General features: G+C 73.9%; 11 protein-coding genes. 6 read left to right on the top strand and 5 right to left on the bottom strand.

Going from position 1 to position 24,453, the window contains the following annotated elements:
- The first annotated feature begins 7 nt into the window (after nucleotides 1-7).
- From ACTMSW_RS11695 to ACTMSW_RS11685, 3 genes are read left to right on the top strand one after another with little or no spacing between them, the layout of a single operon-like run.
- Nucleotides 8-3,166, top strand: coding sequence for an amino acid adenylation domain-containing protein (locus tag ACTMSW_RS11695; RefSeq protein WP_441180556.1), 3,159 nt, complete (start codon nucleotides 8-10; stop codon nucleotides 3,164-3,166).
- Nucleotides 3,163-4,413, top strand: coding sequence for a cytochrome P450 (locus ACTMSW_RS11690; RefSeq protein WP_441180555.1), 1,251 nt, complete (start codon nucleotides 3,163-3,165; stop codon nucleotides 4,411-4,413). Before ACTMSW_RS11695 ends, ACTMSW_RS11690 begins: the two co-directional genes overlap by 4 nt.
- Nucleotides 4,406-5,836 (top strand): condensation domain-containing protein, encoded by a 1,431-nt coding sequence (locus ACTMSW_RS11685; RefSeq protein WP_441180554.1) that lies wholly within the window; start codon nucleotides 4,406-4,408, stop codon nucleotides 5,834-5,836. Before ACTMSW_RS11690 ends, ACTMSW_RS11685 begins: the two co-directional genes overlap by 8 nt.
- Nucleotides 5,837-5,872: 36 nt before the next feature.
- Here ACTMSW_RS11685 and ACTMSW_RS11680 read toward each other — a convergent pair whose 3' ends face one another.
- The 4 genes from ACTMSW_RS11680 to ACTMSW_RS11665 all read right to left on the bottom strand — a co-directional run bounded on the left by ACTMSW_RS11680 (nucleotide 5,873) and on the right by ACTMSW_RS11665 (nucleotide 18,551).
- Entirely contained in the window at nucleotides 5,873-7,198 is a 1,326-nt protein-coding gene (locus tag ACTMSW_RS11680; RefSeq protein WP_441180553.1) for an MFS transporter, read from the bottom strand.
- Entirely contained in the window at nucleotides 7,199-14,971 is a 7,773-nt protein-coding gene (locus ACTMSW_RS11675) for an amino acid adenylation domain-containing protein (protein WP_441180552.1), read from the bottom strand.
- On the bottom strand, nucleotides 14,952-17,618 hold the full coding sequence (locus ACTMSW_RS11670) for a non-ribosomal peptide synthetase (RefSeq protein WP_441180551.1): 2,667 nt from the start codon (nucleotides 17,616-17,618) through the stop codon (nucleotides 14,952-14,954). Before ACTMSW_RS11670 ends, ACTMSW_RS11675 begins: the two co-directional genes overlap by 20 nt.
- Before the next feature lie 192 nt (nucleotides 17,619-17,810).
- The gene (locus tag ACTMSW_RS11665; protein WP_441180550.1) at nucleotides 17,811-18,551 is read right to left on the bottom strand and encodes a PAS domain-containing protein; all 741 of its coding nucleotides are present in this window, start codon (nucleotides 18,549-18,551) and stop codon (nucleotides 17,811-17,813) included.
- A gap of 542 nt (nucleotides 18,552-19,093) precedes the next feature.
- Between ACTMSW_RS11665 and ACTMSW_RS11660 the strand changes: the two genes are divergently transcribed.
- A complete protein-coding gene (locus ACTMSW_RS11660; protein WP_441180549.1) occupies nucleotides 19,094-19,489 on the top strand; it encodes a VOC family protein in 396 nt (131 codons plus the stop codon).
- A 17-nt stretch (nucleotides 19,490-19,506) separates the two neighbouring features.
- A complete protein-coding gene (locus tag ACTMSW_RS11655; RefSeq protein WP_441180548.1) occupies nucleotides 19,507-20,148 on the top strand; it encodes a class I SAM-dependent DNA methyltransferase in 642 nt (213 codons plus the stop codon).
- A gap of 45 nt (nucleotides 20,149-20,193) precedes the next feature.
- Here ACTMSW_RS11655 and ACTMSW_RS11650 read toward each other — a convergent pair whose 3' ends face one another.
- Nucleotides 20,194-20,958, bottom strand: coding sequence for a phosphotransferase family protein (locus tag ACTMSW_RS11650; RefSeq protein WP_441180547.1), 765 nt, complete (start codon nucleotides 20,956-20,958; stop codon nucleotides 20,194-20,196).
- Between the two features lie 98 nt (nucleotides 20,959-21,056).
- On the opposite strand from ACTMSW_RS11650, the gene ACTMSW_RS11645 reads away from it, so the two are divergent.
- Nucleotides 21,057-24,422 (top strand): hypothetical protein, encoded by a 3,366-nt coding sequence (locus ACTMSW_RS11645; RefSeq protein ID WP_441180546.1) that lies wholly within the window; start codon nucleotides 21,057-21,059, stop codon nucleotides 24,420-24,422.
- Nucleotides 24,423-24,453: the final 31 nt, after the last annotated feature.

The raw sequence follows: 24,453 nt of genomic DNA, 5'->3' as shown, positions 1-24,453 counted from the left end.
AGTAGGCATGGAGCTCACCGAGGAACAGTTCGTCGTACCGACGTCGTACTCCCAGCGGCGGCTGTGGTTCCTCGAGCAGATGGAGGGCGGCGGGCACGCCTGGAACATCCAGGCCGTGCTGCGTCTGCGCGGTGCCCTCGACCCGGGCCTGCTGCATGCTGCCGTGAACGCGGTCGTCCGCCGCCACGAGGCGCTGCGCACGACGTTCGCCGCGGCGGACGGCGATCCGGTCCAGGTGGTGTGGCCCTGGTCCGGCATCGAGTTGGAGACGGTGGCGTGCGACCGCGGCGACGATCCGGCCAGCGCCGCGGACGAGTGGCTGTCGAGGGCCTGGGAACGGCCGTTCGACATAGCCGGCGGTCCGTTGTTCCGCGCCGCGCTGCTACGACTCGGCGAGGACGAACACCGCCTGGCCCTGGGCCTGCACCACCTCATCGCCGACGGCTGGTCGCTGCAGCTCCTCTACCAGGAGGTCATCGAGAACTACCGGCGCCTGCGCAGCGGCGAGGAGCCGCGCGGCGACGACCTCCCGATCCAGTACCCGGACTTCGCCGTCTGGGAACGGGAGAACCTCACGCCCGAGACGCTCGGGCCGTCCATGGACGTGTGGCGGCAGCGGCTGAAGGGCGCCAGTGACGCCACGGAGCTGCCCGCGGACCGGCCGCGAACCGCCGACACGACCGCCCACGGCCGCCAGCTCCTCTGCACGCTGCCCGGAGACCTGATCGAGGACGTCCGCGCCTTCGCGGCCGAGCGCGGCGCGACGGTCTTCATGGTGCTGCTCGCCGCCTTCGACACGCTCCTGCACCGCCACTCCGGCCAGACCGACGTGATGGTCGGCGTTCCCGTGGCGGGCCGCAGCCAGCCGGGCCTCGACGAGCTGATCGGCTGCTTCGTCAACACCGTCGTCGTACGCGGCGACCTCGCCGGTGACCCCACCTTCGACCAGCTGCTCGCGCAGGTGCGGGAGGTGTCGCTGGAGGCGATCCAGCACCAGGAGGTACCACTGGAGTGGCTCGTGCGGGAGCTGCGTCCCGACCGCGACGGGGACCGGCAGACCTTCTTCCAGACGGTGCTGCACCTGGCGGAGGTGTCGCTGAACAGCATCCGCCTCGACGGGCTCACCGTCGACGTGGTGCGGATGGACACGCAGGCCCCCGGCGTCGACCTGGCGCTGACGCTCGTACCCACCGACTCGGGCCTCGCCGCCGCCTGGGAGTACGACGCCGCCCTCTTCGACGCCGAGAGCATCGAGCGCCTGCACGCGCACCTTCGGACGCTGCTGGAAGCGGCGGTGGCCGAGCCCGGACTGCGCCTGTCCGAGCTGCCGATGCTCCGCGGCGCGGAACGCGAGGCCCTGCTCGCCCCCGGCCCGGCGGCCGATCCGGACCCGCCGCTGCTGCACGAGGTGTTCGCGCGGTGGGCGCGCGAGCGGCCGGACGCCGTGGCGGTCACGTCCCACCAACGGTCCCGGACCTACGCCGACGTCGACGCACAGGCAAACCGCCTGGCCGCCGCACTACGCGCACACGGCGTGGGCCCGGACGTACGCGTGGGCATCTGCCTACCCCGCTCCACCGACTGGATCACCGCCCTCATCGCCGTCCTCAAAGCCGGCGGCGCCTACGTCCCCCTCGACCCCGAATACCCACCCGCACGCCTGCAGTACATGCTCACCGACTCCAACGCCGCCATCCTCATCGGCACCGGCCCGCTCAGCGAAGAACTCTCCCGCACCTGCAACGTGCCGGTGCTGCCCCCCGACGCACACCACCCCGACCCCGACCCCGGACCCGGCCCACACCCGCAGAACCTCGCCTACGTCATCTACACCTCCGGCTCCACCGGCCGCCCCAAAGGCGTCCAGATCACCCACGCGTCGTTCGCCTCGCTCATGGCCGCGCAGCGCGCGCGGCTCCCGCACGGTCCCGACGACACCGTGCTGCAGTTCTGCTCGCCCAGCTTCGACGCCTCGATGTTCGAGATCGGGCTGGCCGTCGGGGCCGGCGCCAGCCTCGCCCTGGGTACCCCGGACGAGCTGGTGCCCGGTGAGCCGTTGGCGGCGCTGATGCGTCGGCACGAGGTCACGTCCTGGACGGCTCCGCCGTCCGCCATCGCCGCGATGGGGGCACAGGACGTCCCGAGCCTGCGGGTCGTGATCGGGGCCGGCGAGGTGCTCACGGCCGGCACCGTGCGGCACTGGACGGGTCAGGCGCGGTGCTTCAACCTCTACGGCCCCACCGAGGCGACCATCTGGGCCACCGGTCACGAGGTGCGGGCGTCCGACGGGGACGGGGCTTTGCCGATCGGCACCGCGATCCCCGGATACAGCGCGCTGGTGCTCGACGAGCACCAGCGCCCGGTGCCGGTCAACGTGGTGGGCGAACTGTACGTGGGAGGCGTCGGGATGGCCCGCGGCTATCTCGGCCGGCCCGGGCTGACGGCGGAGCGCTTCCTGCCCGACCCCTACTCCCGGCAACCCGGCAGCCGCCTGTACCGCACCGGCGACCTGGTGCGCCGGCGGTCGGACGGGAAGCTGGTGTTCGCCGGACGGGCGGACGACCAGATCAAGGTCCGCGGCTTCCGGGTCGAGCCGGGCGAGATCGAGTCCGCGCTCACCGCGCATCCGGGCGTACGCGAGTGTGCGATCGTGGCGCGCGAGGACGCCCTGGGCGTGACCGGTCTGACCGCCTGCGTCGTACGGGAGCCGAACGAGCCGGCGGTGTACGACGAGGAGCTGCGGGATCATCTGGAGGGGCGGCTCCCCGCCCACTTCTGGCCCGCGCGCTACCTCTTCCTCGAGAGCCTGCCGTTCACCAGCAACGGCAAGGCCGACCGGGCCGCGCTGACCGCGCTGATCGACGAGGCCGGCGAACGGGCCCGGCCCGAGAGCGTCGACCACGTGGCGCCGCGCACCCCGCTGGAGGAGATCCTGGTGGACATCTGGCAGGAAGTGCTGGACGTCCCGCGGATCGGCGTCCACGACCAGTTCTTCGACAAGGGCGGCCACTCGCTGCTCGCGGCGCAGGTCATCGCCCGCGTCAAGGCGGCGACCGGCCTGGACGTCTCGGTCCGGATGCTCTTCGAGCACCGGGTGCTCGCGGACCTCGCCGAGGCGATCATGCAGCTCGCCCTCGCCGAGGAGCACCGGGACGGTGAGCGATGACGACGCCGGACCTCGTGGACCCCACCGCCGTGGACGTCGCGGACCCGTTGCTGCACCGGGACGACGCACTGCACCCGGTGTGGCGCTGGATGCGCCGCAACGACCCCGTCCGGTGGACCGTACGCTCCAACGAGGACTCCTTCTGGTCGGTCACCGCCCACGCCGACGCGGTGCGGGTGCTGCGCGACAGCAGGACGTTCTCCTCCGAGCGCGGCATACGACTGGGCGGGGACCCCCTGGCCGCGGCCGCCGCCGCCCGCAAGATGCTCATCGTCACCGACCCGCCCCGGCACGGTGACATCCGGCGCATCATCGGCTCGGCGTTCACCGCGCGTACGGTGCAGCGTCTGGAACAGAACATGCGGGAGACGGTCACCGCCTGCCTGGACCAGGCCTTCGAACAGGGCGCCGCCGACGTCGTCCAGATCGCCGCCCGGCTGCCCGTCTCCGTCATCTGCGACCTGCTCGGGGTTCCCCGTGAGGACTGGGACTTCATGGTGAACCGCACCACCGTGGCCTTCGGTGCCGTCGACGACCACGGCAGCCCCACGGCCGACGCCGCCGAGGCGCACGCGGAGATCCTGCTGTACTACCTGGAGCTGGTCAAACAGCGTCGGCGCAGTCCGCGCGAGGACGTCGTCACCGCACTGGTCCAGGGCGAGGTCGACGGCCGGCCGCTCACCGACGAGGAGATCCTCCTCAACTGCGACGGCCTGATCTCGGGGGGCAACGAGACGACCCGCCACGCCGCGGTGGGCGGTCTGCTCGCCCTCGCCGCACACCCCGATCAATGGCAGGCGCTGCGCGACGACCCCGCCATCCTGTCCTCCGCCGTCGAGGAGATCCTGCGCTGGACGACACCGGGCGCGCACACCCTGCGTACCGCGGTCCGCGACACCGAGCTCGCCGGCCGGCCGATCGAGGCCGGGCAGTCGGTCGTGGTGTGGGGGGCGTCGGTGAACAGGGACGAATCGGTCTTCGAGGAACCGGACACGTTCCGTCTCGACCGCAAACCCAACCGCCACCTGACCTTCGGCCACGGCGCCCACTACTGCCTCGGTGGTGCCCTGGCGACCAGTGAACTGCGTGTGCTGTTCGGCGAGGTGGCACGCCGCGTGGCGGCGGTCGGGGTGCCCGGGCCGGTCCGCAGGGTGCGCTCCAACCACATCGCGGGGTTCGAGGAGGCTGTCGTCGTCCTGGAACCCGCCCCGGTGGCCGGGACGACGGGAGGTGGCCGGCATGGGTGACGCCCGCACGCCCGCGGTCTCCGCCGCGCGCATCGACTTCGAACGGAAGCTGCTGGCCCGCGCCGCCCGGGGAAGGCAGGTCGTCGCGCCACGGCCCGACGTCATCCCGGCCAGCTTCGCTCAGGAGCGCATGTGGCTGTCCGACTGGCTGGATCCGGAGGCGTCCACGGAGAGCACCGTGTTCGTCATCGGTCTGCGCGGAGACCTCGACGTCGCGGCGCTGCGAGGTGCCGTCACCGACCTGACCCGTCGCCACGAAGTGCTGCGCACGGTGGTCGAGCCGGGAGCGGGCGGTCTCGTACAGCGGGTCCTGCCCCCGACGGACGTGCCGGTGCCCGCCGTCGACCTCCCGGCGGACGCCGACGCCGAGGCGATCGAGACCTTCGCCCGCGCCGAGCTGGTGCGCAAGCTGGACCTGGCCACGGAACCGCCGGTGTCGTGGTCGTTGCTGCGTCGCGCCGAGGACGAGCACCACCTGGTCCTACGGGTGCACCACATTGCCGCCGACGGGTGGTCGGAGGGCGTGCTGAACCGGGATCTGTCCCTGCTGTACCGGGCTCGGGTGACCGGGGAGCCCGCCGGGCTGCCGGAGCTGACCATCCAGTACGCGGACTTCTCGATCGGCCAGCGGGAGCGGCAGTCCGGCGCCGGCCTGGAACGGGGCCTGTCCTACTGGAGACGGCGGCTCGCCGGGGCGCCCACGACGGTGCCCCTGCCGTTCGACCGGGTCCCCGGCGAGGACGACTCGCTGAGATCCGGTACCTGTTTCGCCCGGATCCCGGGAACGGTCGTGGAGGACCTGGAGACGGTGAGCGCCTCGGTGGGCGCCTCCGGATACATGGCGCTGCTCACGGCCTTCGCGGTCATGTTGTGGCGTGGTTCCGGCCAGCACGACCTGGTCATCGGGTCGCCGGTGGCCGGCCGTGAGCTGCCCGAGACCGAGCAGCTCGTCGGCGTGTTCACCAACACGCTGCCGATGCGGGTCCTGGTACGGCCCGAGGAGTCCTTCCAGGAGGTGCTGCGCCGCGTCCGGGAGAACGCGCTGGACGACTTCGCACACGGCGAGGTGCCCTTCCAGCGTCTGGTGGACGCGATCAGGCCGGCCCGTGTGGCCGGTCGCCTGCCGCTCGTGCAGGTGATCCTCCAGTTGGACAACACCGGTTTCGCGGAGCCGGAGTTCCACGGTGTCGAGGTGTCCTACCGGCAGCTGTTCGCGGAGAAGTCGGCGCTGGACCTGACCGTGAGCCTCGGGCGGCGTGGTCCGGACTACGGCACGGTCTGGAAGTACCGCTCGGGTCTGCTGGAGGAGACCACCGTACGGCTGCTGCACGACCGTTTCCTCACCGTCATGCGGCAGGTCGCCGAGCGCCCCGACGCGCGCCTGGACACCCTCGGCCTCGTCGCCGGGCGAGCGGAGACGTAGCGGGACCGGCGACGTCGCGCCGACCCGGGACCGGAATCAGGACGACGTCGCCGCGACCGGGCGCGCCGGCTCCTCCTGCGCGTCGGCGTCCGGCAGATCCTGTTCCAACCGCCGCACCGACCGGGGCACGCACGTGGCCGCGACCACGCCGAGTAGCAGCACCCCGGCCAGCAGGAACACCATGGCGATCCCGCCGCCGGTGCCCGATCCGGTGAGCCGCCCGGCGCTGCCCGCCAACGGCCCGTCCACCAGCGGTGTACCGACGTACTCGGCCAGCGGGCCGGCGACCGCGAACGCGATCGGGTCGGCCGACCAGGCGAGCAGCCGGCGGATGGCGAAGACCCGGCCCTGTACCTCGGTGGGCGTCTTCCGCTGCCAGAGGGTCGGCGTGACGGCGTTGGTCACGGCGTAGCCGCCCAGGATGCCGAACATGCAGACGGCCAACAGCCAGGGGACGCCCTGGCTGGATCCGATGCCCACGAGCAGGAAGCCGTGCAGGACGGCGACCGCGAGGACGGCGCGGACCAGGTGCCTCGGCTGCCGGGTGAAGCTCATCAGGCCGCTGACGGCGATCATGCCGACCGCCCCGACGGCGTTGATGACGCCGAGCGCCGACGGTGGGTGCGAGCTGAGCACCAGCGGCGCGACCAGGACGAGCGCCATGTTGATCACCAGGTTGTAGCAGGCGAAGAAGACGAGCAGGCCGAGCAGGCCGTGGCGCTGCCGGATGAACGTCCAGCCCTGCGTCATCTCGGACAGCATCGGGCGGCGGTCCGCCCCGCCCCGGCGGACCGGCGGGATCGCGGCTCGGAGCCGGTAGGACAGCAGCATGGTGGCCATCGCGACCACGAAGGTGCACAGGTCGACCAGCAGGAGGCCGTTCAGACCGAGTACGCCGTACAGCGCGCCGGCGAGGAGGTCACCGAAGACCAGGCCGATGGCCTCGGCCATGCCCACGCGGCCGTTGGCCCGGCTGAGCTGGTCCTTCGGCACCAGCTGCGGTACGAGGCTGGCGAAGGCCGGCCACTGGAACGCATGGAAGACCGAGCTGACCGCGACCATCACGTAGAGGTGCCAGAGCTCCAGCCTGCCCGTCGTGTTGAGCGTCAGCAGCACCAGCGGCCCGAGGGCGGTGCCCAGATCGCTGAGCACCATCACCCGACGCCGGTCGAAGCGGTCGACGACCACCCCGGCGAACGGCAGAGCGAGCAGGCCGGGCAACGAGCCCGCCAGGACGAGGGTGGCGAACGACGTCGGCGACCCGGTCAGGACGAAGATCCACACCCCGATGCCGAACGTGGTCATCGCCGAGCCGATGAGCGAGACGGCCTGCCCCGCCCAGATCAGGTTGAACGCGCGCACTCAGCGAGCTCCGGGGATGTCGGGGGCGGCGACCGCCTCGGCCAGCAGGGTCAGGAATCCGCGCAGCCGCTCACGCACCGCCCGCGGCTCGAAGAGGTCGGTGCTGTACTCCAGCCAGCCGGCGAGCCCGTCGGCCGTCTCGTGGCAGCGCATGTGCAGCTCGTAGCGGCAGGTGCCGCGGTCCAGCAGCAGCGGCATGGTGGACAGCCCCGCCAGGCCCGGCCCGGCCGGCGGCAGGTTCTGCACGGCGAACATCGCCTGGCACAGCGGCGGACGGTCGCCGTCCGCGGTGGCGTGGGCGGCGACGACCTTCTCGTACGGCAGTCCACGGTGCTCCCACACCAGCAGGAAGGTCTCCCGTACGCGCGCAACCAGCTCGCGGAACGTCGGCTCGCCGGTGAGGTCGGCGGGTACCGGCACGATGTTCGCGAACGGCCCGGCGACCTGCTCGGAGTCCGGGTCGGGCCGGTTGGCCACCGGGACCGCGACGAGGAAACGCTGCGCGCCGCAGAGGCGATGCAGCCAGCGCTCGAAGGCGGCCAGCAGCACCACGAAGGGGGTGGCGCCGGCCTCGTCCGCGAGCCGGCGCACCCCGGCGGCCACGTCGGGGTCGATGTCGAACGGCTCCACCGCTCCCGCCAGCGACCAGCGCTCCGGCCGGGGGCGGTCGGTGGGCAGGGGCAGCACCGTCGGCACGCCGCGCAGCCGGTCCCGCCAGAAGACCACGTCGGCCTCGGACTCCGCCGTGTCCAGCCGGGCGAGCTGCGCCGCGGCGTAGCCGTCGAAGCCGGGCACGGGCGGCAGCTCCGGCAGCCGGCCGGCGGCCAGCTCACCGTAGAGCGCGGCCAGGTCGCGCTGGAGCACCGACAGTGTCCAGCCGTCGGCGACGATGTGGTGCACCGTCAGACCCAGCACGTGCTCCTGCGTACCGCAGCGGACGAGAACGGCGCGCGCTAGCGGCCCGCGCTCCAGGTCGAAGGGCGCCCGAAGGTCGGCCGTGGCACGCCGGATCGCCTCCTGCGACGGGTCGGCCGCCTGCGAGACGTCGTGCCGGGTCAGCGGGAGCAGCACCCGCGACTCCACGACGACGCTCGGCTCGTCCGCAGTGCCGGGGAAACGGGTGCGCAGCGCCGGGTGCCGGTCGGCCAGCGCGTCCAGGGCGCGGGCGAGGGCGACGTCGTCGACGTGCCCCGCGATCCGCGCGGTGAAGCCGACGTTGTACGCCGCGGTGTGCGGCTCCCGCCGGCAGTGCCGCCAGATGGCCTGCTGACCGGGAGTAGCGCCGGCCGACCCGGCGGCGGTGCCGGGCGCTGCCGGAACCGCCGGTTCGACGCCACCCGCCACCGGTCCGGCGCTGTCGAGCCAGCCGGCCAGCGCAGCCACCGTGCGCAGGTCGAGGACCTGCCGCAACGGCACCTCGTGCCCGGTGGCCCGGCGCAGGCGGGCGGCCAGGCGGGCGGCGAGCAGCGAGTGGCCGCCCCGGGCGAAGAAGTCGTCGTCCCGGCCCACCGGCCCGGCGCCGACGCGCTCGTCGCCGAGCACCTCCGCGAACACGTCGGCGACGACGCGCTCGGTGGGCGTACGCGGCGGCACCGAGCGCTCCGGCGACTCGTCCAGCGCGGCCAGGATCCGCCGATCCACCTTGTTGTTGGCGGTGCGTGGCAGCGCGGGCAGCACCCGGATGACGGCGGGCACCTGGTACTCGGGCAGCAGGCCGCGCAGCCCCGCGCGTACCGCGTCCGCGTCCAGGGCGGCGGGTGCGACGCAGCCGACGAGCCGGACGGAGCCCGCCGGACCCGCGGTCCGCACGGGCACGACCGCCGCCTCCTCGACGCCCGGGAGGGTGCGCAGCACGCTCTCGATCCCCGCCGGTTCCACCCGGTGGCCGCGGATCTTGACCTGGTCGTCGCCGCGACCGAGGAAGATCAGCGTGCCGTCGGCCTCGCGGCGGGCGAGGTCGCCGGTGCGGTACGCCCGGGCCCCCGGAACACCGGAGAACGGGTCGGGCACGAAGCTCGTCGCGGTGAGCGCCGGCTGGCCGTGGTAGCCCTCGGCGAGCCGTCCACCGCCGATCCACACCTCGCCGGGCACGCCCACCGGGGCGAGGTCGCCGTGCCGGTCGACGATCCACACCCGGGCGCCGGCGACGGGGGCGCCGAGGGGGGCGGGGCCGCTGTCGCCCGGTGCCGCGTCGACGCGCGCGCTGGTGGTGGTCATCGTGGCCTCGGTCGGCCCGTACTGGTTGACCACCGTCGGCCGCCCGGCGAACGTGTCGCCGGCGCGGGCACAGTCGGCCAGGTCCATCGCCTCACCCGCGGTCAGCAGCAGGCGCAGCCGTTCACCCGGCGACGGGCGGCGCTCGGCCACGACCAGCAGCGCCCGCAGCAGTGTCGGCACGACGCTCAACAGGCAGGTGACCCGGTGCCGGTCGACGGCGGCGACGATCGCCGCCGGGTCGGCCGCGCGCTCGTCGTCGAGCAGGACCACCCGCGCCCCGGTCGTCAGCGGCCCGAGCAGGTCGCGGACGGAGGCGTCGAAGGCCAGCCCGGCGAGCTGCAGGACGGTGTCGCCGGGGCCGAGGCCGAAGCCGCCCAGGTAGTCACGCAGGTAGGCGGCCGCGGCGGCGTGCGGGGTGCACACGCCCTTGGGTCGTCCGGTGGAGCCCGAGGTGTAGACGAGGTAGGCGAGGGCGGCCGGGTCGACCGCCGCGGCGGTCGCGGGGACGCCGGCGTCGTACGCGGCAAGGGCCGCCTCGTCGTCGGCGAGCACCACGGTGGGCAAGCCGCTGCCCTCGCACGCCGTGGCCCAGGGCCGGTCGGTGACGACGAAGGCGGCGCCGCTGTCGGCCAGGACGCGGCGCAGCCGGGCCGGCGGGTGGCCGGGGTCCAGCGCGACGTACGTGGCGCCCGCCATCAGCGCGGCCAGCACGGCGACCGGCTGCTGCGCTCCCCGGCCGAGGCAGAGGCCGACCAGCGTGCCCGGCCGCACGCCCCGCGCGGTCAGGTGCCGGGCGAGGCGGGCGGCCCGCTCACCGAGCCGCCGGTACGTCCACTCCCCCTGGTCCGTCACCAGGGCCACGGCCTCCGGCGTACGGGCGATCTGGTCGAGGACCAGCGTGTGCAGGCAGGCCGGTGCGGAGGTGCCGCCGGGCTGCGGCCCACCCGGGGCGAGCTCGGCGCGCTCGGCGGGGGTGAGCATGACGAGCCCGGCCAGCGGGGTGTCCGGGGCGCGGGTCGCCGCGTCGAGCAGGGTGAGCAGATGGCCCGTCAGCCGCCGGACGCGGTCCGCGCTCACCAGCGGCGTGCGGTGGACGACCCCGCCGCCGAGGCCCTGGGCGCCCTCCTCGAAGACCACGTTCAGGTCGGCCTTGGAGTGCCGCAGGCCGAACGGCTCGGGCTCCAGGGTGACGCCGTCCGCGAACGGGGTGACGCCGGTCCGCAGCGGGTCCATCGAGACGGTGTACCGGGCCAGCGCACGACCGTCGAGCCCGAGGGCGTCGACCACCTGGTCGAAGGGCAGCAGCCGGTGCTCCTGGGCGTCCAGCACCGAGATCCGCGCCTCGCGCAGCAGCGCCCGGAAGCCGTCCTCCGCCCGGACCGGGATCCGCAGGACGGCGGTGTCCAGGAGCAGGCCGACGATGCCGTCGAGGTCGGGGCGGCCGCGGTCGGCGACGGGCATGGTCAGCACGACCTCGTCGGTGGCGCAGTGCCGGGCGAGCACGGCGGCGTACGCGGCCAGCAGCACCATGAACGGGGTGCAGCCCTCGGCCCGGGCCAGCTCGCGCACCCGGTCCGCCGTCGCGGACGGGACGGTGAACGGCACGGCGGCTCCCGCCGAGCCGTCGCCGGCGTCGCGCGGCGCGTCGGCGGGCAGCTCGGGCGCACCGCGCATGCCCGCCAGGCGCTCCCGCCAGTGCGCCAGCTCCGCCGCCCGCGCCTCGTCGGCGACCCGGCGGCTCCGCCAGCTCGCGTAGTCGCCCGCGCCGAGCCGGCCGGGCAGCTCGGCGGGCCGGCCGGCGTGGGCCGCGCGGTAGGCCGCGATCAGGTCCTCCAGCAGCAGCCGGATCGACCAGCCGTCGGCGACGATGTGGTGCAGGGTCAGCGCCAGCACGACCTCGTCCGCGCCGAGGCGCACCACGGCGGCGCGCACCAGCGGCCCGGTGGCCAGGTCGAAGCGGGCACCGGACTCCTCGGCGAGCACGGCGTCCAGCGCGCGGCCGCGCTCGTCCGCGTCGAGGTGGCGGAGGTCGACGACGCGCAGCGGGAACCGGGCCGCGTCGGCCACGGCCCGCACGGGCCGCCCGTCGGCCGACGGGAAGCAGGTGCGCAACGCCTCGTGCGCCTCCGGCAGCGCGCGCAGCGCCGCCTGCAGCGCCGCCACGTCGACGCCGCCGCGCAGCCGGCAGACGACCGGCATGTTGTACGCCGGGTCGCCCGGCTCCAGCTGGTCGGCGAACCAGATCCGCGCCTCGGCGGCGGAGACGTCCGCGACGCCGGTGCCGCGGGCGCGTACCGGCTCCACCGGCGCGGCGTCCGGCTCCCCGGCGGGCAGCTCGGCGACGCGGGCGGCGAAGGCGGCGAGGGTGGGCGCCTCGAAGACCAGCCGCAGAGGCACCGGCCGCTTCACCCGCTCCCGCAGGGCGAGCAGCGCCTCCATGGCGAGGAGGGAATGGCCGCCGCGGGCGAAGAAGTCGGCGTTTCTCCCGATCCGGTCGGCGCCCAGGGTACGGGCCCAGATCTCGGCCACGGTCCGCTCGAGTTCACCCTCCGGCGGCTCGTACGCCTCCGCCGGAGCGGCCTCGGGCTCGGGGTCCGGCAGGCTCTTCCGATCCACCTTGCCGCTGGGCAGCAGCGGAAAGGTGGACAGCACGACGAAGGCGGCCGGGACCATGTACTCGGGCAGCCGGGCGGACAGCCACTCGCGCAGCTCCGCGACCACCGGAGTGCCGGCGGCGCTCGGCAGCAGGTAGGCGACGAGGCGTACGCCGCCCGGCCGGTCGTCGCGGGCCGCGACCACCGCCTGGCCGACCGTGGGGTGCTCGGCGAGCACGGACTCGATCTCACCGAGCTCGATCCGCATGCCACGGACCTTCACCTGCCGGTCGGCCCGGCCGAGGTAGTCGAGCCGGCCGTCGGGAAGCCGGCGCACCAGGTCGCCGGTGCGGTACAACCGTCCGCCCGGCGGCCCGAACGGGTCCGGCACGAACTGCTCCGCGGTCAGGGCGCGGCGGCCGAGGTAGCCGCGGGCGAGCTGCACGCCGCCGATGTGGAGCATGCCGGGCACCCCGACGGGCTGCGGCGTCAACCCGTCGTCGAGCACGTGACAGCGCACGTTGTCGACAGGGGTGCCGATCGTCACCAGAGGGTCCCCCGGCAGGCAGCGGGCGACGGTCACATTCACCGCCGTCTCGGTGGGACCGTACGCGTTGTACAGCTCGGAGTCGAACACCCCGAGGCAGCGGGCGGCCAACTCGGGCGGCAGCGGCTCCCCCGCGCTCTTCAGCACCCGCAGGGAGGGCACGGGCACGTCCCCGCCGTGTTCCAGCAGCGCGGCCAGCATGGTGGGCACGAACCGCACGTAGGTGACCCGCTCGGCGGCCATCAGGGCACGCAGGTACTCGGGATCGCGGTGGCCTCCGGGCTCGGCGATCACCAGCCGGGCGCCGCCGGCGAGCGCGGCGAACACCTCGACCACGGAGTCGTCGAAGGTGACGTTCGTCTTGAGCAGGACGGTCTCGCCGGGACCGAGGCCGAAGCGGTCGATCTGCCAGCAGATCTGGTTGTGCGCCGCCCGGTGCGTGACCATCACGCCCTTGGGCCGGCCGGTGGAGCCGGAGGTGTAGAAGACGTACGCCAGCTGCTCCGGCAGGGCCGCGGGCAGCGTCCAGGTGCCGGGCCGCGCGGCGACGTCCGTGGCGTCGGGTTCGGCGTCGAGCCGGACCGGGGCGCAGCCGGCCGCCTCCGCCGCGCCGGCCAGCGCGGTGTGGGTGACGACGAACCGCACCCCGGCGTCCCGCAGCACGGCAGCGGACCGGCCGGCCGGGTGCTCGGGGTCCAGGGGCAGGTAGGCGCCGCCGGACCGGACGATCCCCAGGATCGCCACCACCAGGTCGAAGGAGCGCTCGAGCAGCACCGCCACCGGCTCGTCGGGGACGACGCCCCGCGCTCGCAGGTGGTGGGCGAGGCGGTTGGCCCGTCGGTCGAGCTCCCGGTACGTCAGCTCCGCGCCGCCGTACACGAGGGCCACCGCGTCGCCGTCGCGCGCCGCCTGCTCGGCCACCATGGCTGCCAGGTCGACCGGCCCGGGGTGCTCGCGCACCGGCCCCTCGGCGTGCCGGGCGGCCCGCTCGCGCTCCCCGGCGTCGAGCAGCGGCAACCGGCCGATCTCCTGGTCGGGGTCGGCGAGCGCGGCCCGGGTGAGGGTGACGAGGTGGCCCAGGATCCGGGCGGCAGTCGCCTCGTCCCACAGCTCGCGGTCGTACTCCAGCGTCAGCTCGTACGCGTCGCCCTCCTCGGTGACCTCCAGGCTGAGGTCGAACTTGGCGGTGCCCGTCACCGGGCAGGGCACGTACACGGCCTTGGCGTCGCCGAGGGCCCACGTGCCCTGGTCGGCCGCGTTCCAGACCAGCATCACCCGGAACAACGGCGTACCCGCGACCGCCCGCGCCGACGGCAGCGCCGTCACCACGCGCTCGAACGGCACCTCCTGGTGGGCGAAGGCGGCCACGGCGTCCCCGCGCGCCCGGTCGAGCATCTGCCGGAAGGACAGCCCGGGGTGGCAGTCGGCGCGCAGCACGACGGTGTTGACGAACAGGCCGATCAGCGGCCTGACGCTCGGCTCCGTACGGCCCGCCAGGGGGACGCCGACGAGGACGTCGGACTGGCCGGAGTAGCGGTGCAACAGGGTCTGGAAGCAGGCCAGCAGCACCATGAACGGTGTTGCCGCCGCGTCCCGGGCCAGTGCGCGGACCGATCCGGCCAGCTCGGCGTCGATGAGGCTGTGCACCAGGCCACCGGGCCGGGTGCGGCGCTGCGGCGGACGCCGGTCGGTGGGCAGTTCCAGCGCGGGCGGCAGGTCCGCCAGCCGCTGTCGCCAGTACGCGAGCTGCTCGTCGTGGTCCCCGGCGGCCAGGCGCCGACGCTCCCAGGCCGCGTAGTCCGCGTAGCGGACGGCGGGTGCGGCGGGCCGGGAAGCCCGGCCGAGCTCGGCGGCGTACCCCTGGGCCAGCTCCTGCCGCAGGATGTCCATCGACCAGCCGTCGATGGCGATGTGGTGCGCCGTGAGCACCAGGTGGTGCAGCGTGTCGTGGGTGCGGGCCAGCACCCCGCGCCAGACCGGGCCCGCGCGCAGGTCGAAGCGGCGCCCGAGCTCCGACGCCTGCAACGCCGCGACGGCGTCCGGATCGTCGGGGAGTTCGGTGCGGCGCAGCACGAACGACGGCTCGCCCGGCACCAGCACCTCCGTGCCGTCGCGTCGCTCGTACACGCTGCGCAGCAGCTCGTGGCGCTCCTCGATGCCGCACAGCGCCCGTTGCAGCGCCGCGGCGTCGACCGGGCCCTCGAGCCGGAAGGTGAGGACGAGGTGGTATGCGGAGCTCCCGGGTTCGAGCTCGTCGAGGAAGAGCATCCGCTCCTGGGCGGGGGCGGTGGGGCCGGGGCCGCTGGAGCGCTCGATGGCGGTGCGGGGACCGCGGTCGCGGCGGGCCGCGGCCAGGCGCCGGGCGAGCAGGTCGCGAAGCGTGTCCGCGCGGTGGTCAGCCCCGGTGGCCGGCACCACGGCCCCCCTTCGCGCTCGACGCGAGCGCCTCTGCCCCGTCGACCACGTCGGCCGGCTCGCTCGCCTCGATCTGGTCGAGCAGCGCCCGCTCGACCACGGCGGCGAAGCCGGCGAGGGTCGGGTGGTTGAGCACGGTCACCGGCGCCACGTCGACCTGAAGGTCGCTCTTGAGCCGGGCCAGGACCTGGGGTATCAGCATCGAGTGGCCGCCCAGGTCGAAGAAGCCGTCCTCGGCGCCGACCCGCTCGATCCCGAGGACCTCCGCCCACAGCGCGGCGACGGCCTCCTCGACCGGGGTACGCGGCGCGACGTACTTTGCGCGGCCGACGTCCGCGAAGTCCGGCGCCGGCAGCGCGGCCCGGTCCAGCTTGCCGTTGGCGGTGACCGGCAGCGCGTCCAGCACGATGATCTGCGCGGGCACCATGTAGGACGGCAGCCGGTCGGTCAGGCCGGCGCGCAGCTCGCCGGGATCGAGAGTGGTTCCGGGGCACGGCACGGCGTACGCGATCAGGTGCAGGTGGGGGGCGGTGCCGTGTACGGCGGCGACGGCGGAGGTCACCCCGGGCAGGGCGGCCAGGTTCACCTCGACCTCACCCAGTTCGACACGGAAGCCGCGGATCTTGACCTGATCGTCCTGCCGGCCGAGGAACTCGATGGTGCCGTCCGGCCAGAAGCGGGCCCGGTCGCCGGTGCGGTACAGCCGCCCACCGGGTTCCCGGCCGTACGGGTCGGGGACGAACTTGGCCGCGGTCAGCCGCGGGTCGGCGTGGTAGCCGGTGGCCAGGCAGCGGCCGCCGATGTAGAGGTCGCCCGGCGCGCCGACCGGTGCGGGGCGCAGCCCGCCGTCGAGCACGTAGTATCGAGCGTTGGCGATGGGTCGGCCATACGGGATGCTCGACCAGTTCGGGTCGACCTTCGCCACCGGGAAGTGGTTGGACCAGATCGCCGCCTCGGTGGCGCCGCCGAGCGCGATCACCTCCGGGTCGGCGAAGGCCGTACGGGCGACGTCCGGCAGGGTCAGCGGCACCCAGTCGCCGCTGAGGAAGACCAGGCGCAACGAGTGCTCAGCGGGCGGCTCGCGCAGCGCGAGGAACGGCTCGAGCTGCTGCAGCGCGGCCGGCGCCGAGTCCCAGAACGTCACCGGCTCGCGGTCCAGGATCGCCAGCAGTCGCTGCGGGTCGCGCAGTTCCCCGGTCGCGGCCACGCGGATGCTGCCCCCGGCGGCGAGCAGCCCGAAGATGTCGTAGACCGACAGGTCGAAGCTGAGGGATGCGGTGAACAGCACCTGGTCGGCGGGGCCTACGCGGTACGTCTCGTTCACCCAGCGCACGAGGTTCACCGCGGGTGCGTGCGCCACCATGACGCCCTTGGGCCGGCCGGTGGACCCGGAGGTGAAGATCGTGTACGCCGGGTCGTCGGGGCACGCGCGGGCCGGCGGAGGCGCGCCGGTCGGCGGCTCGGCGAGCGCGTCGCCGACCGTGAGCCCCTGCGGCGCCGTCCCGGCCCCCGGCCCCTGGCCGTCGCCGCCCAGCCAGAGCGCCGCCCGCAGCGCCGGTAGCCCCGCGCAGCGCCGCAGCACCTCCGGTATGGCCTCCGGGTCGGTGAGGACGACCGGCGCGGCGAGCGTCGCCACCAGGTCGCGCACCCGCTCCGCGGGCAGGTCCGGGTCGACCGGCGCGTACGCGGCGCCGGCCTTCAGGACGCCGAGCACGGCGACCACGACGTGGACGGTACGACGCAGGTGCAGCGCCACCGTGTCGCCGCGGCCGACGCCCGCGGCGGCCAGCCGGGCGGCCAGCCGCTCGGCGGCGGCGTCGAGTTCGGCGTAGCTGAGGCGGTCGCGGCCCTGGATGACGGCGAGGGCGTCGGGGGTGCGGGCGGCCTGCGACTCGAACAGCTCGTGCAGGCAGCGCGGGTTGCCGAGGTCGCGCTCGGTCGCGTTCCATTCCTCGACGACCTGGGCGACCTCCGCGTCCGACAGCGGGCTGAGGTCGCCCACCCGGTCCTCGGGGGAGGCGTCGGCGAGCGTGGACACCATCCGGTCGAGATGGGTGAGCAGGCACCCGGCGTCGGCGCCGGTGAGGAGACCGCCGGCGTGGTCGAGGCGCAATCCCGGCTCCGGACCCAGCGCGACGGTGACCTCGATGTCGTACGCCGACGAGTCCGGGCCGGCCGCCGAGCGCGTGACGCGCACCGCGGTGCCGAACAGGGCGGCGCCGTCCGCGAGGCCGGCGCAGGCGGCCAGCTCGGCGGGGGTCAGCAGGGCGTGCGCGATGCCGCGTTCGCCGTTCTCGCGGACGGTGTCGAGATAGGAGTCGACACGTTGGAGGGGGTCCACCCGTAGGCGCAGGGGCCACGGCTGACCGCCGGGCTCGTCCGCGGACACGCCGTAGAGCACGTCCTGTTCGCCGGCGTGCGCGGCGAACACCAGTCCCCAGGCGGCGAGTACGAGATGGTCGAGTCGCAGGCCGGCCGACGCGGCGGCGTGCTCGAGGTCGGACACCCGCTGCGCCGTCCACGGCAGCCGGACCCGGCCGCGCTCCCCCGCGCCGGAAGCGGTAGGACACTCCACGCCCAGCCGCGTCGGCTGGGTGACGTCGGCAAGCTGCTCCCGCCAGTACCGCCGCGCTTCGTCCGCATTCACCCGGGCACTCCTTCGTTCCGTCGTCCCCGTCATCCGGCGAGCAGGGACGTCAGTTGTGTGGCGATGGTGAGCAGGGTCGAGAGGACCGGCCGACGCCGACGGGCGCGTGCGACCAGTAAAGCCGCGACAGGCTAAGGACATTGCTAGTTGCGGCTGCGGGCGGAGCCTCGGATCCCGACCGCGTCGGCACGGTCAGGAGCGGATGTACTCGGGGAGCACCTTGGGCGGCCAGCAGCCGATGCTGAACATCCCCATCGAATAGGCCTTCGCGGCGAGCGCCGTACGGTTCGGCACCTTGAACTGCCGCAGGAGAATGCTCACGTGGTATTCGATGCCCTGGCGGCTCAGGAAGAGCTTGGCCGCCAGCCGCACGGTGGGATCGCCCGCCGCCACGCCCTCCAGGATCTTGGCGGTGAGAGCGGTGAGCTTTCGCTGCTCCCTGACCACGGGAAGTGACTCTTCGATCCGCTCGGGCGCGAACTGCACCACGATCAGGCGGACCTTTCCGTTGTCGTCGGCCACCGGGAAGGCGGCCAGCTGTCCGGTGATCTCCGTGCCCTCGAAACGTACGGCGGAAGAATGGCAGACGGTACGCGGGGGCCGTCCCTGGACGAGTCGTTCGAACTGGCGCAGCAGATTCTGCCGCACGCTGAGGTCGAGGAAGGCCACGAAGCTGTGGTTCCTGATGGCCTCCCGCGGGCGCCCGCACTGCTCGCTGAACACGCGGTTCGACGCGCGCACGCGCAGGGCCGGGTCGAGGACCGCCAGACCGATGCCCGACCTCTCGAACAAGGAGAGCACCACGTCGCCGTACTCCTCGCTGCTGATCTCCGACGCCGACGGCGCGGTGGCGGCGCGCGATTCGAGGTCGTTTCGGATCAGCGGTACCGCCTGCTGCCGTGGCAGCCGCTGCGGGTACGTGACGAAGGGCATCTCTACAACTGGATTGGCTGTGTACATGCGGTGACAGCTCCCCCGTGTCGATGGTGCGGCACGCCAGCAGACTTGTGAATTACGGATGGCAGCAGCTGCAGAATCGGCTGACCGCGATCGTGTGTGGACCTTCGGCAGTCATCTCCGCATCCTTTCGCACTGACCATGGAGAGAACGGCGGTGAAACAGTGCGCAACCGCCCGTATTCAGGAATGGTGAGCCCATTCGCGGGTCGAGATGCCGCGCGGTTGACAATTCGTTGCGGCACAGGCGATCGTTGCCGGACCGCTTTTCGATACAGGCCGAAGCTACAGCCGATTCGATGACGCCGTCAACGGTCGATCCCCGTAACGCGCATAGCAACTCTGGCAGCCCACCGTAGCCGGATGGTGCGCGCCATATGGCGCGATTGAGACCCGTCAGAGTGTGTGCTACGGCGTACGCCGAGGGCCACGCCCGGACCCAGTGGCGGTCGCGCAGCGGCCGGCGACCACGCCGTCATGGAGTGCACCCGTCCGCCTTCGTCCTGCGATGATCCGGTGGTGACGTCCTACGTGTCCCACACCACCGTCGACTGCACCGACGCCTACGCCCTGTCACGGTGGTGGCAGAGCGTTCTCGACTACCGCGAGGACCCGGACGATCCGAACGAGCCGGGCCACGAGGAATGCATGATCCACTCCCGGGACGGACGGCACCGCCTGCTCTTCATCGAGGTGCCGGAGAAGAAGCAGGTCAAGAACAGGATCCACCTCGACCTGCGTCCCGTCGAAGGCACGCGCGACGCGGAGCTGGCCCGGCTCACCGAGCTCGGAGCGGCGGTCGTGGCCGACCAGCGCAACCCCGACGGGACGGGATGGGTGGTGCTCGCCGATCCGGAAGGCAACGAGTTCTGCATTCTGCGCAGCGACGCGGAGGTCGCCGGCGGGCGACCGTGACGGCCTCGGGCTCAGAGGTGGTCGGCGATCCCGGTTGGCTCGACGACACCCGAACCTCCTACGACACGGTGGCGGCGAGCTACGCCGACCTGCTGCGCGACGCGCTCGCCGACGAACCGTTCCAGCGGGGCATCCTTGCGCTCTTCGCCGAGCTGGTGCGGGCCCAGGGAGACGGGGCGGTCGCCGACGTCGGCTGCGGCCCGGGCCGGATCACCGCCCACCTGCACGGCCTCGGCCTGGACGCGTTCGGTGTCGACCTGTCACCCGCGATGATCGAGGTGGCCCGGCGGGATCATCCCGGCCTGCGTTTCGAGGTGGGCTCCATGACTCGTCTCGACCTGGTCGACGACGCTCTGACCGGCCTGCTCGCCTGGTTCTCCCTGATCCACGTCCCCGACGACGAGGTACCCGGGGTCCTCGCCGAATTCCGCCGGGTGCTGCGGCCCGGCGGCGTCGTGCTGCTCGGGTTCCACGCCGGCCACGGCAGTCGACTGAAGACGGAGGGCTACGGCGGTCACCCGATGCACGTCCACGTGCACCGCCGCCCGCCGGACCGGGTCGCGGCCTGGCTGGACACCGCCGGCTTCACCGTCGAGGCCGAGATGACGCACCGGCCCGCCCCCGACGTCGAGGGTGGGCTCGTCTTCGCCCACCGGTGACCTGTGCGGCAGCACGGCACTCGTGGCCGTCCGGACCGTACGGCCTCACATCCGGGCCCTCAGCACGTCGAACTCGCAGCCGGGCAGGGACGGGTCGAAGCCGTGCTCGACCAGCCAGCGGGCCGCCACCAGGCTCCGCCACGACCACCACCCGCGGATCACGTCGAGGTCGACATCGGTGCCGTAGCCGGCGACCACGTCATCAAGGTGCTCCTCGTGTCCGAGCGTCAGGACGGCGAGGTCGTACAGGGCATCGCCCCGGGCCGCCTCGGACCAGTCGAGCACACCGGTGATCTCGTCATCGTCGACGAACACGTGGGTGATCTGCAGGTCACCGTGCATGAACACCGGTTCCCACGGCCGCAGCGCAGCATCGGCGACCTGGCGGTTACGGGTGACCACGTCCGTGGGAAGGACACCGTTCGTGACGAGCCACTCGCACTCGCCGTCGAGGCGCGATGCGAGCTCGTCGAGGCGCCGACCGGGCCACGGCGGCAGGGGCGCGTCGTGCAGCGTCCGCGCGGCCGCACCCGCCGCGGCCCATGCCGCCGACGACGCGGGCGACGGCTCGCCGAGGCGGCCCAGTGCCATCCCGGGCAGGGCGGCGAGCGCGAGCACGGGCGGCCTGCGCCACAGGACCTCCGGAGTCGGGATCGGCGCCAGAGCCATCGCCTCGACCTCGACGTCGGTGCGCGTCCGATCAGCGTCGATCTTCAGGAACACGTCACCGACACGCAGGGTCGCCCGCTCGTCGTGGGCGACGACGACCTCGACCTTCTCCACGTCGGCCATTATCGCGGCGAGCCCCATCGACGTCACCGGATTTGCCGCGTCCGGGAAGCCGCATCGCGTGGTGGGGCGGGCGCCCGCCGGAAACGGGTCGGCGGGGCAGCGCTACGACGGTCACAATGAGCGCCGTGCAGAGATCAACGCAGCGCTTGCTCGACGAACTGGACGGACTGCCGTACCGGGAGCGGATGATCACACTCGCGCGACGGGCCCCCGATCTCAGCGCCACCGGCGAGCTGCCGGGAGTGCTGGCGGATCTGCGTGACGGCACGGCGTATCACCGCTTCCTCGCGGTCACCGCCGGCCAGGTCGTCGGCGAGCTCTCGGCGGTGCGGGTGGCGCTGGACGACCCGCACCGCCCGATCCGGTCGATCGCGGTGAAGGCCTGCCTGCGCGCCGATGTCCTCTCCCGGGCCGACCTGCTCGCCCTCGTGCGCGACGCGTCGGCCGATCTGCGCAGCCTGGTCTACCGGTCGCTGCGGTACCTGCGCCGCTCCCAGGTCGCAGACGGGCTGGTCGACGCCGTGTGGGATCGCTTCGGGGCGGCGGAGGCGGTCGCCCTTCTGCCGGCCTGCGGTCCGGACACGGTCCGCCGGCTGCTCCCGGCCGTCGAGCACGCCGTGGAGAGTTGGGTTCCCCTTGCCCGTCGCCATGCCGACGTGCTGCTCGACCACGCCGAGGCGGTGCTGCCCGGTCTGGGCCCGACGGAGCTTTCGCGGTGGTGGTCGGCACGCGCGAGAAGCGTCCTGGTGGCCGGTCGGGTCCGACCGGATCGCGCGCTGGCGCTCCTCGAACGCCACGCCCCGGCCGGCTACCTTCCCGGCGATCTCACCGGGTACGGCGCGCTCGCCGCCGCGGCGCCGGAACGGGTTCTGGCGATGCTGACCGCTCCCTCCCGGGCGGGCTGGGTGGCCTACCAGTGGCTGCCTCCGGCGCTGCTGCGTCGGTTCGCGGGGCTGCCCCAGGCGGAGCTGGTCGAGCTGGGTCGGCGGGTGAGGGGCCACAACAACTCGCTGGACCGGCTGTTGGCGACACTGCCCCCGTCGCGTCGGGGCGCACTCTACGACGCCGTGGTCGCGGACGTGGAGACCGCCGACGAGATACCCGACGTAGCGCTGATGGAGGTGCTGCCCCGCGCCCTGCGGGAGCGGGAGGCCCGCCGGGTGCTCGCCCTGCACCGGGTTCGCCACGACGAGGTGGCGGTGCGGTCGTGGAGCGCCTTCCTACCCTGGCCGGAGGCGTCGGCGGCGCTCACCCCGGTCCTACGCGCCGCTGACGCGGTCGACCGGGCAGTCGCGTACGAACTGCTCCTCGACGCCGCGCGGCGCAGCGGCGACCCGGCCGCGGTGACCGACGCGGTGGGCCGGTTGACGCGATTGCGCAACGAACAGGACCCCGTCCGCGCCACCGCCCTGACGGCCCTGACGACCGTGGCTCGGCTGCTGCGCGCGGACTCCGTCGAGGTGCTGACCCGGATCGCGGTCGACGCGACGACCACCCGCGACGCGTCACCGCGGACCCTCTCCGCAATCGGCGCCCTCTGCACCCGGGTGCTGAGCCACCACGTCGACGAACCGGCCCTGCTGCGGTGGGCACTGGACACCCTCGACCGGCTCTTCGGCGGCCACCGGCTACCGCCGCTGGGACGGTTCGACGAGACGCTGCGCCACGGCCAGGAGGAGATGGTCTTCGCCCAGTTGCGGGGGTGGATCGAGGCGGGCATCGCGCGGGGACGGTTCAGCCCGCTGTTCGCGGTGACCCGGGCCCTGGGACGGCGGGCCTGGCGGCTGCCCGAGCTCCAGGAGTTGCTGAGCCGGGCGGGCGAGCCGGGCAACGTCACCGGCGTGGTCCGGGAAGCCGTCGAGCTGTGGCTGGCTGACCCGAAGACCCGGGCGCAGCGGGTGGCGCACGTCCTGGACCGCGACGCCTCCACCATCACGGTGCCGACGGTGTGGCGGACGGTCAGCGCGCGACGTACCGACCTGCTCGACCGGGTGCTGTCCGGCCCTGCGCCCCGCGGGGCGTTCCTGACCGCCGGCACCCGCTGGATTCCGGGCCCACCCGTGCACCCCGAACGGTGGCTGCCCCGGCAGCAGGAGGCGTTCGTGCGGTTGCAGGCGCGGCTCGCCGCCGACGCCGGCACGCCACTGCACGCCCGGGCCGCCGCTCTCCGGGCCGCCGCGCCGGTCCCGGACGCCGGGCGTGGGCTGGTGCTGCGGTACGTCGAGTCGTCGAACGTCACCCTGGCCGAGGCGGCCCTGGGCGCGCTGCCGTGGACCGACCGACCGGACGAGGCGCTGCCGGTGCTGATGGCGCACGCCGACGACGACCGGGCCCGCGTCGCCCTCTACGCCGCCGGCCGCGTGGTCCGATTCATCCGGCCGGCGGACCTCCTGCCGCTGCTGTCCGGCGTGGCCCTCGGCCGAGGCAAGGTGACCAGCCGCAAGGAGTCACTACGCCTGCTCGGCCGATTCGGTCCACCGGCGGCGATGCCGGTGCTGCTGGCGGCGTGGCAGCAGCCCGACCAGCACCGCGACGTCCGGGCGGCGGTCGTCGCCGCCGCCCGGCAGCGGCTGCACGCGCCGCAGAGCTGGACGATCCTCGAACAGGCGGCCGTCGGTGGCCGTGAGGAGTCCCTGACCGTCCTGACGACGCCGCCGGACCGCGTGGCCGCACCGGACCGACCCCGGTACGCCGCACTCGTCGCCGCGGCCTGCGCGAGCCCGGACCGTGCGGTCGCCCGGGCCGCCTGGCCCCGACTCGCGCACTGGATGCCGTGGGCACCGGATGTCACCGACCTGGTCACGGCGGCCCTGACCGACCTGGGTGAGCACCACGCCTGGCCGTCGCTGTGGCCGATGGTGGGCGCGTTACTCGACCACCCCGACCGGCCGGAACGACGAGCCCTCGCCACGGCCCTGCACGCCCTGGTGCGGCTCGACGCGGCCGACCCGGACGCCGGTGGCCCGGCGGCCGACCGCCCGGCCCGGCGGCGGATCGACGCCATCCTGAGCCAGGCAGGGACCTGGGCCCGCTCGGTAGGCCCGCAGGTCGACCGGTCGGAGGCGCGAGCGGTGGCGCGCGACCTGGGTCGCGAACCGGGGTACGTGGCCCGGGCAGCCGAACTGTCGACCGCGCTGCTGCAACTCGGCGGCACGACATCCCACCACCTCACCGCCGACCTGCTGGAGATCACCGAGCTGGTCAGCGGACGACCGGCGCTCGCCGCCAGGCTGGCCGACCGCCTCGGCCAGCGGACGGAGCAGCCCGTGCTGACGGTCGACTCGGACGTGCTGGTGGACACGGCCCGCACCCTCGCCCGGCGGGGCGAGGCGACCACCGGCCTGTTCGCGGTGGCACTGGTCCGGCGGGGCAGGTCGCACGGCTGGTCGGAGCCGTGGCGGGACCTGCTCCACGCGCTACGGGAGCACCCGGTCGCCGACGTACGCGACATCGCCTTCGACATCTCGATGGAGGCGGCGTGACCGTACCCACCAGCCCGCCGGGCTCCTGCCC

It is taken from the genome of Micromonospora sp. BQ11 (assembly GCF_052068135.1).
Taxonomy (GTDB): Bacteria; Actinomycetota; Actinomycetes; order Mycobacteriales; family Micromonosporaceae; genus Micromonospora.
Note: the sequence above shows the minus strand (reverse complement) of the source record. Positions and strands in the feature narration are given on the sequence as shown.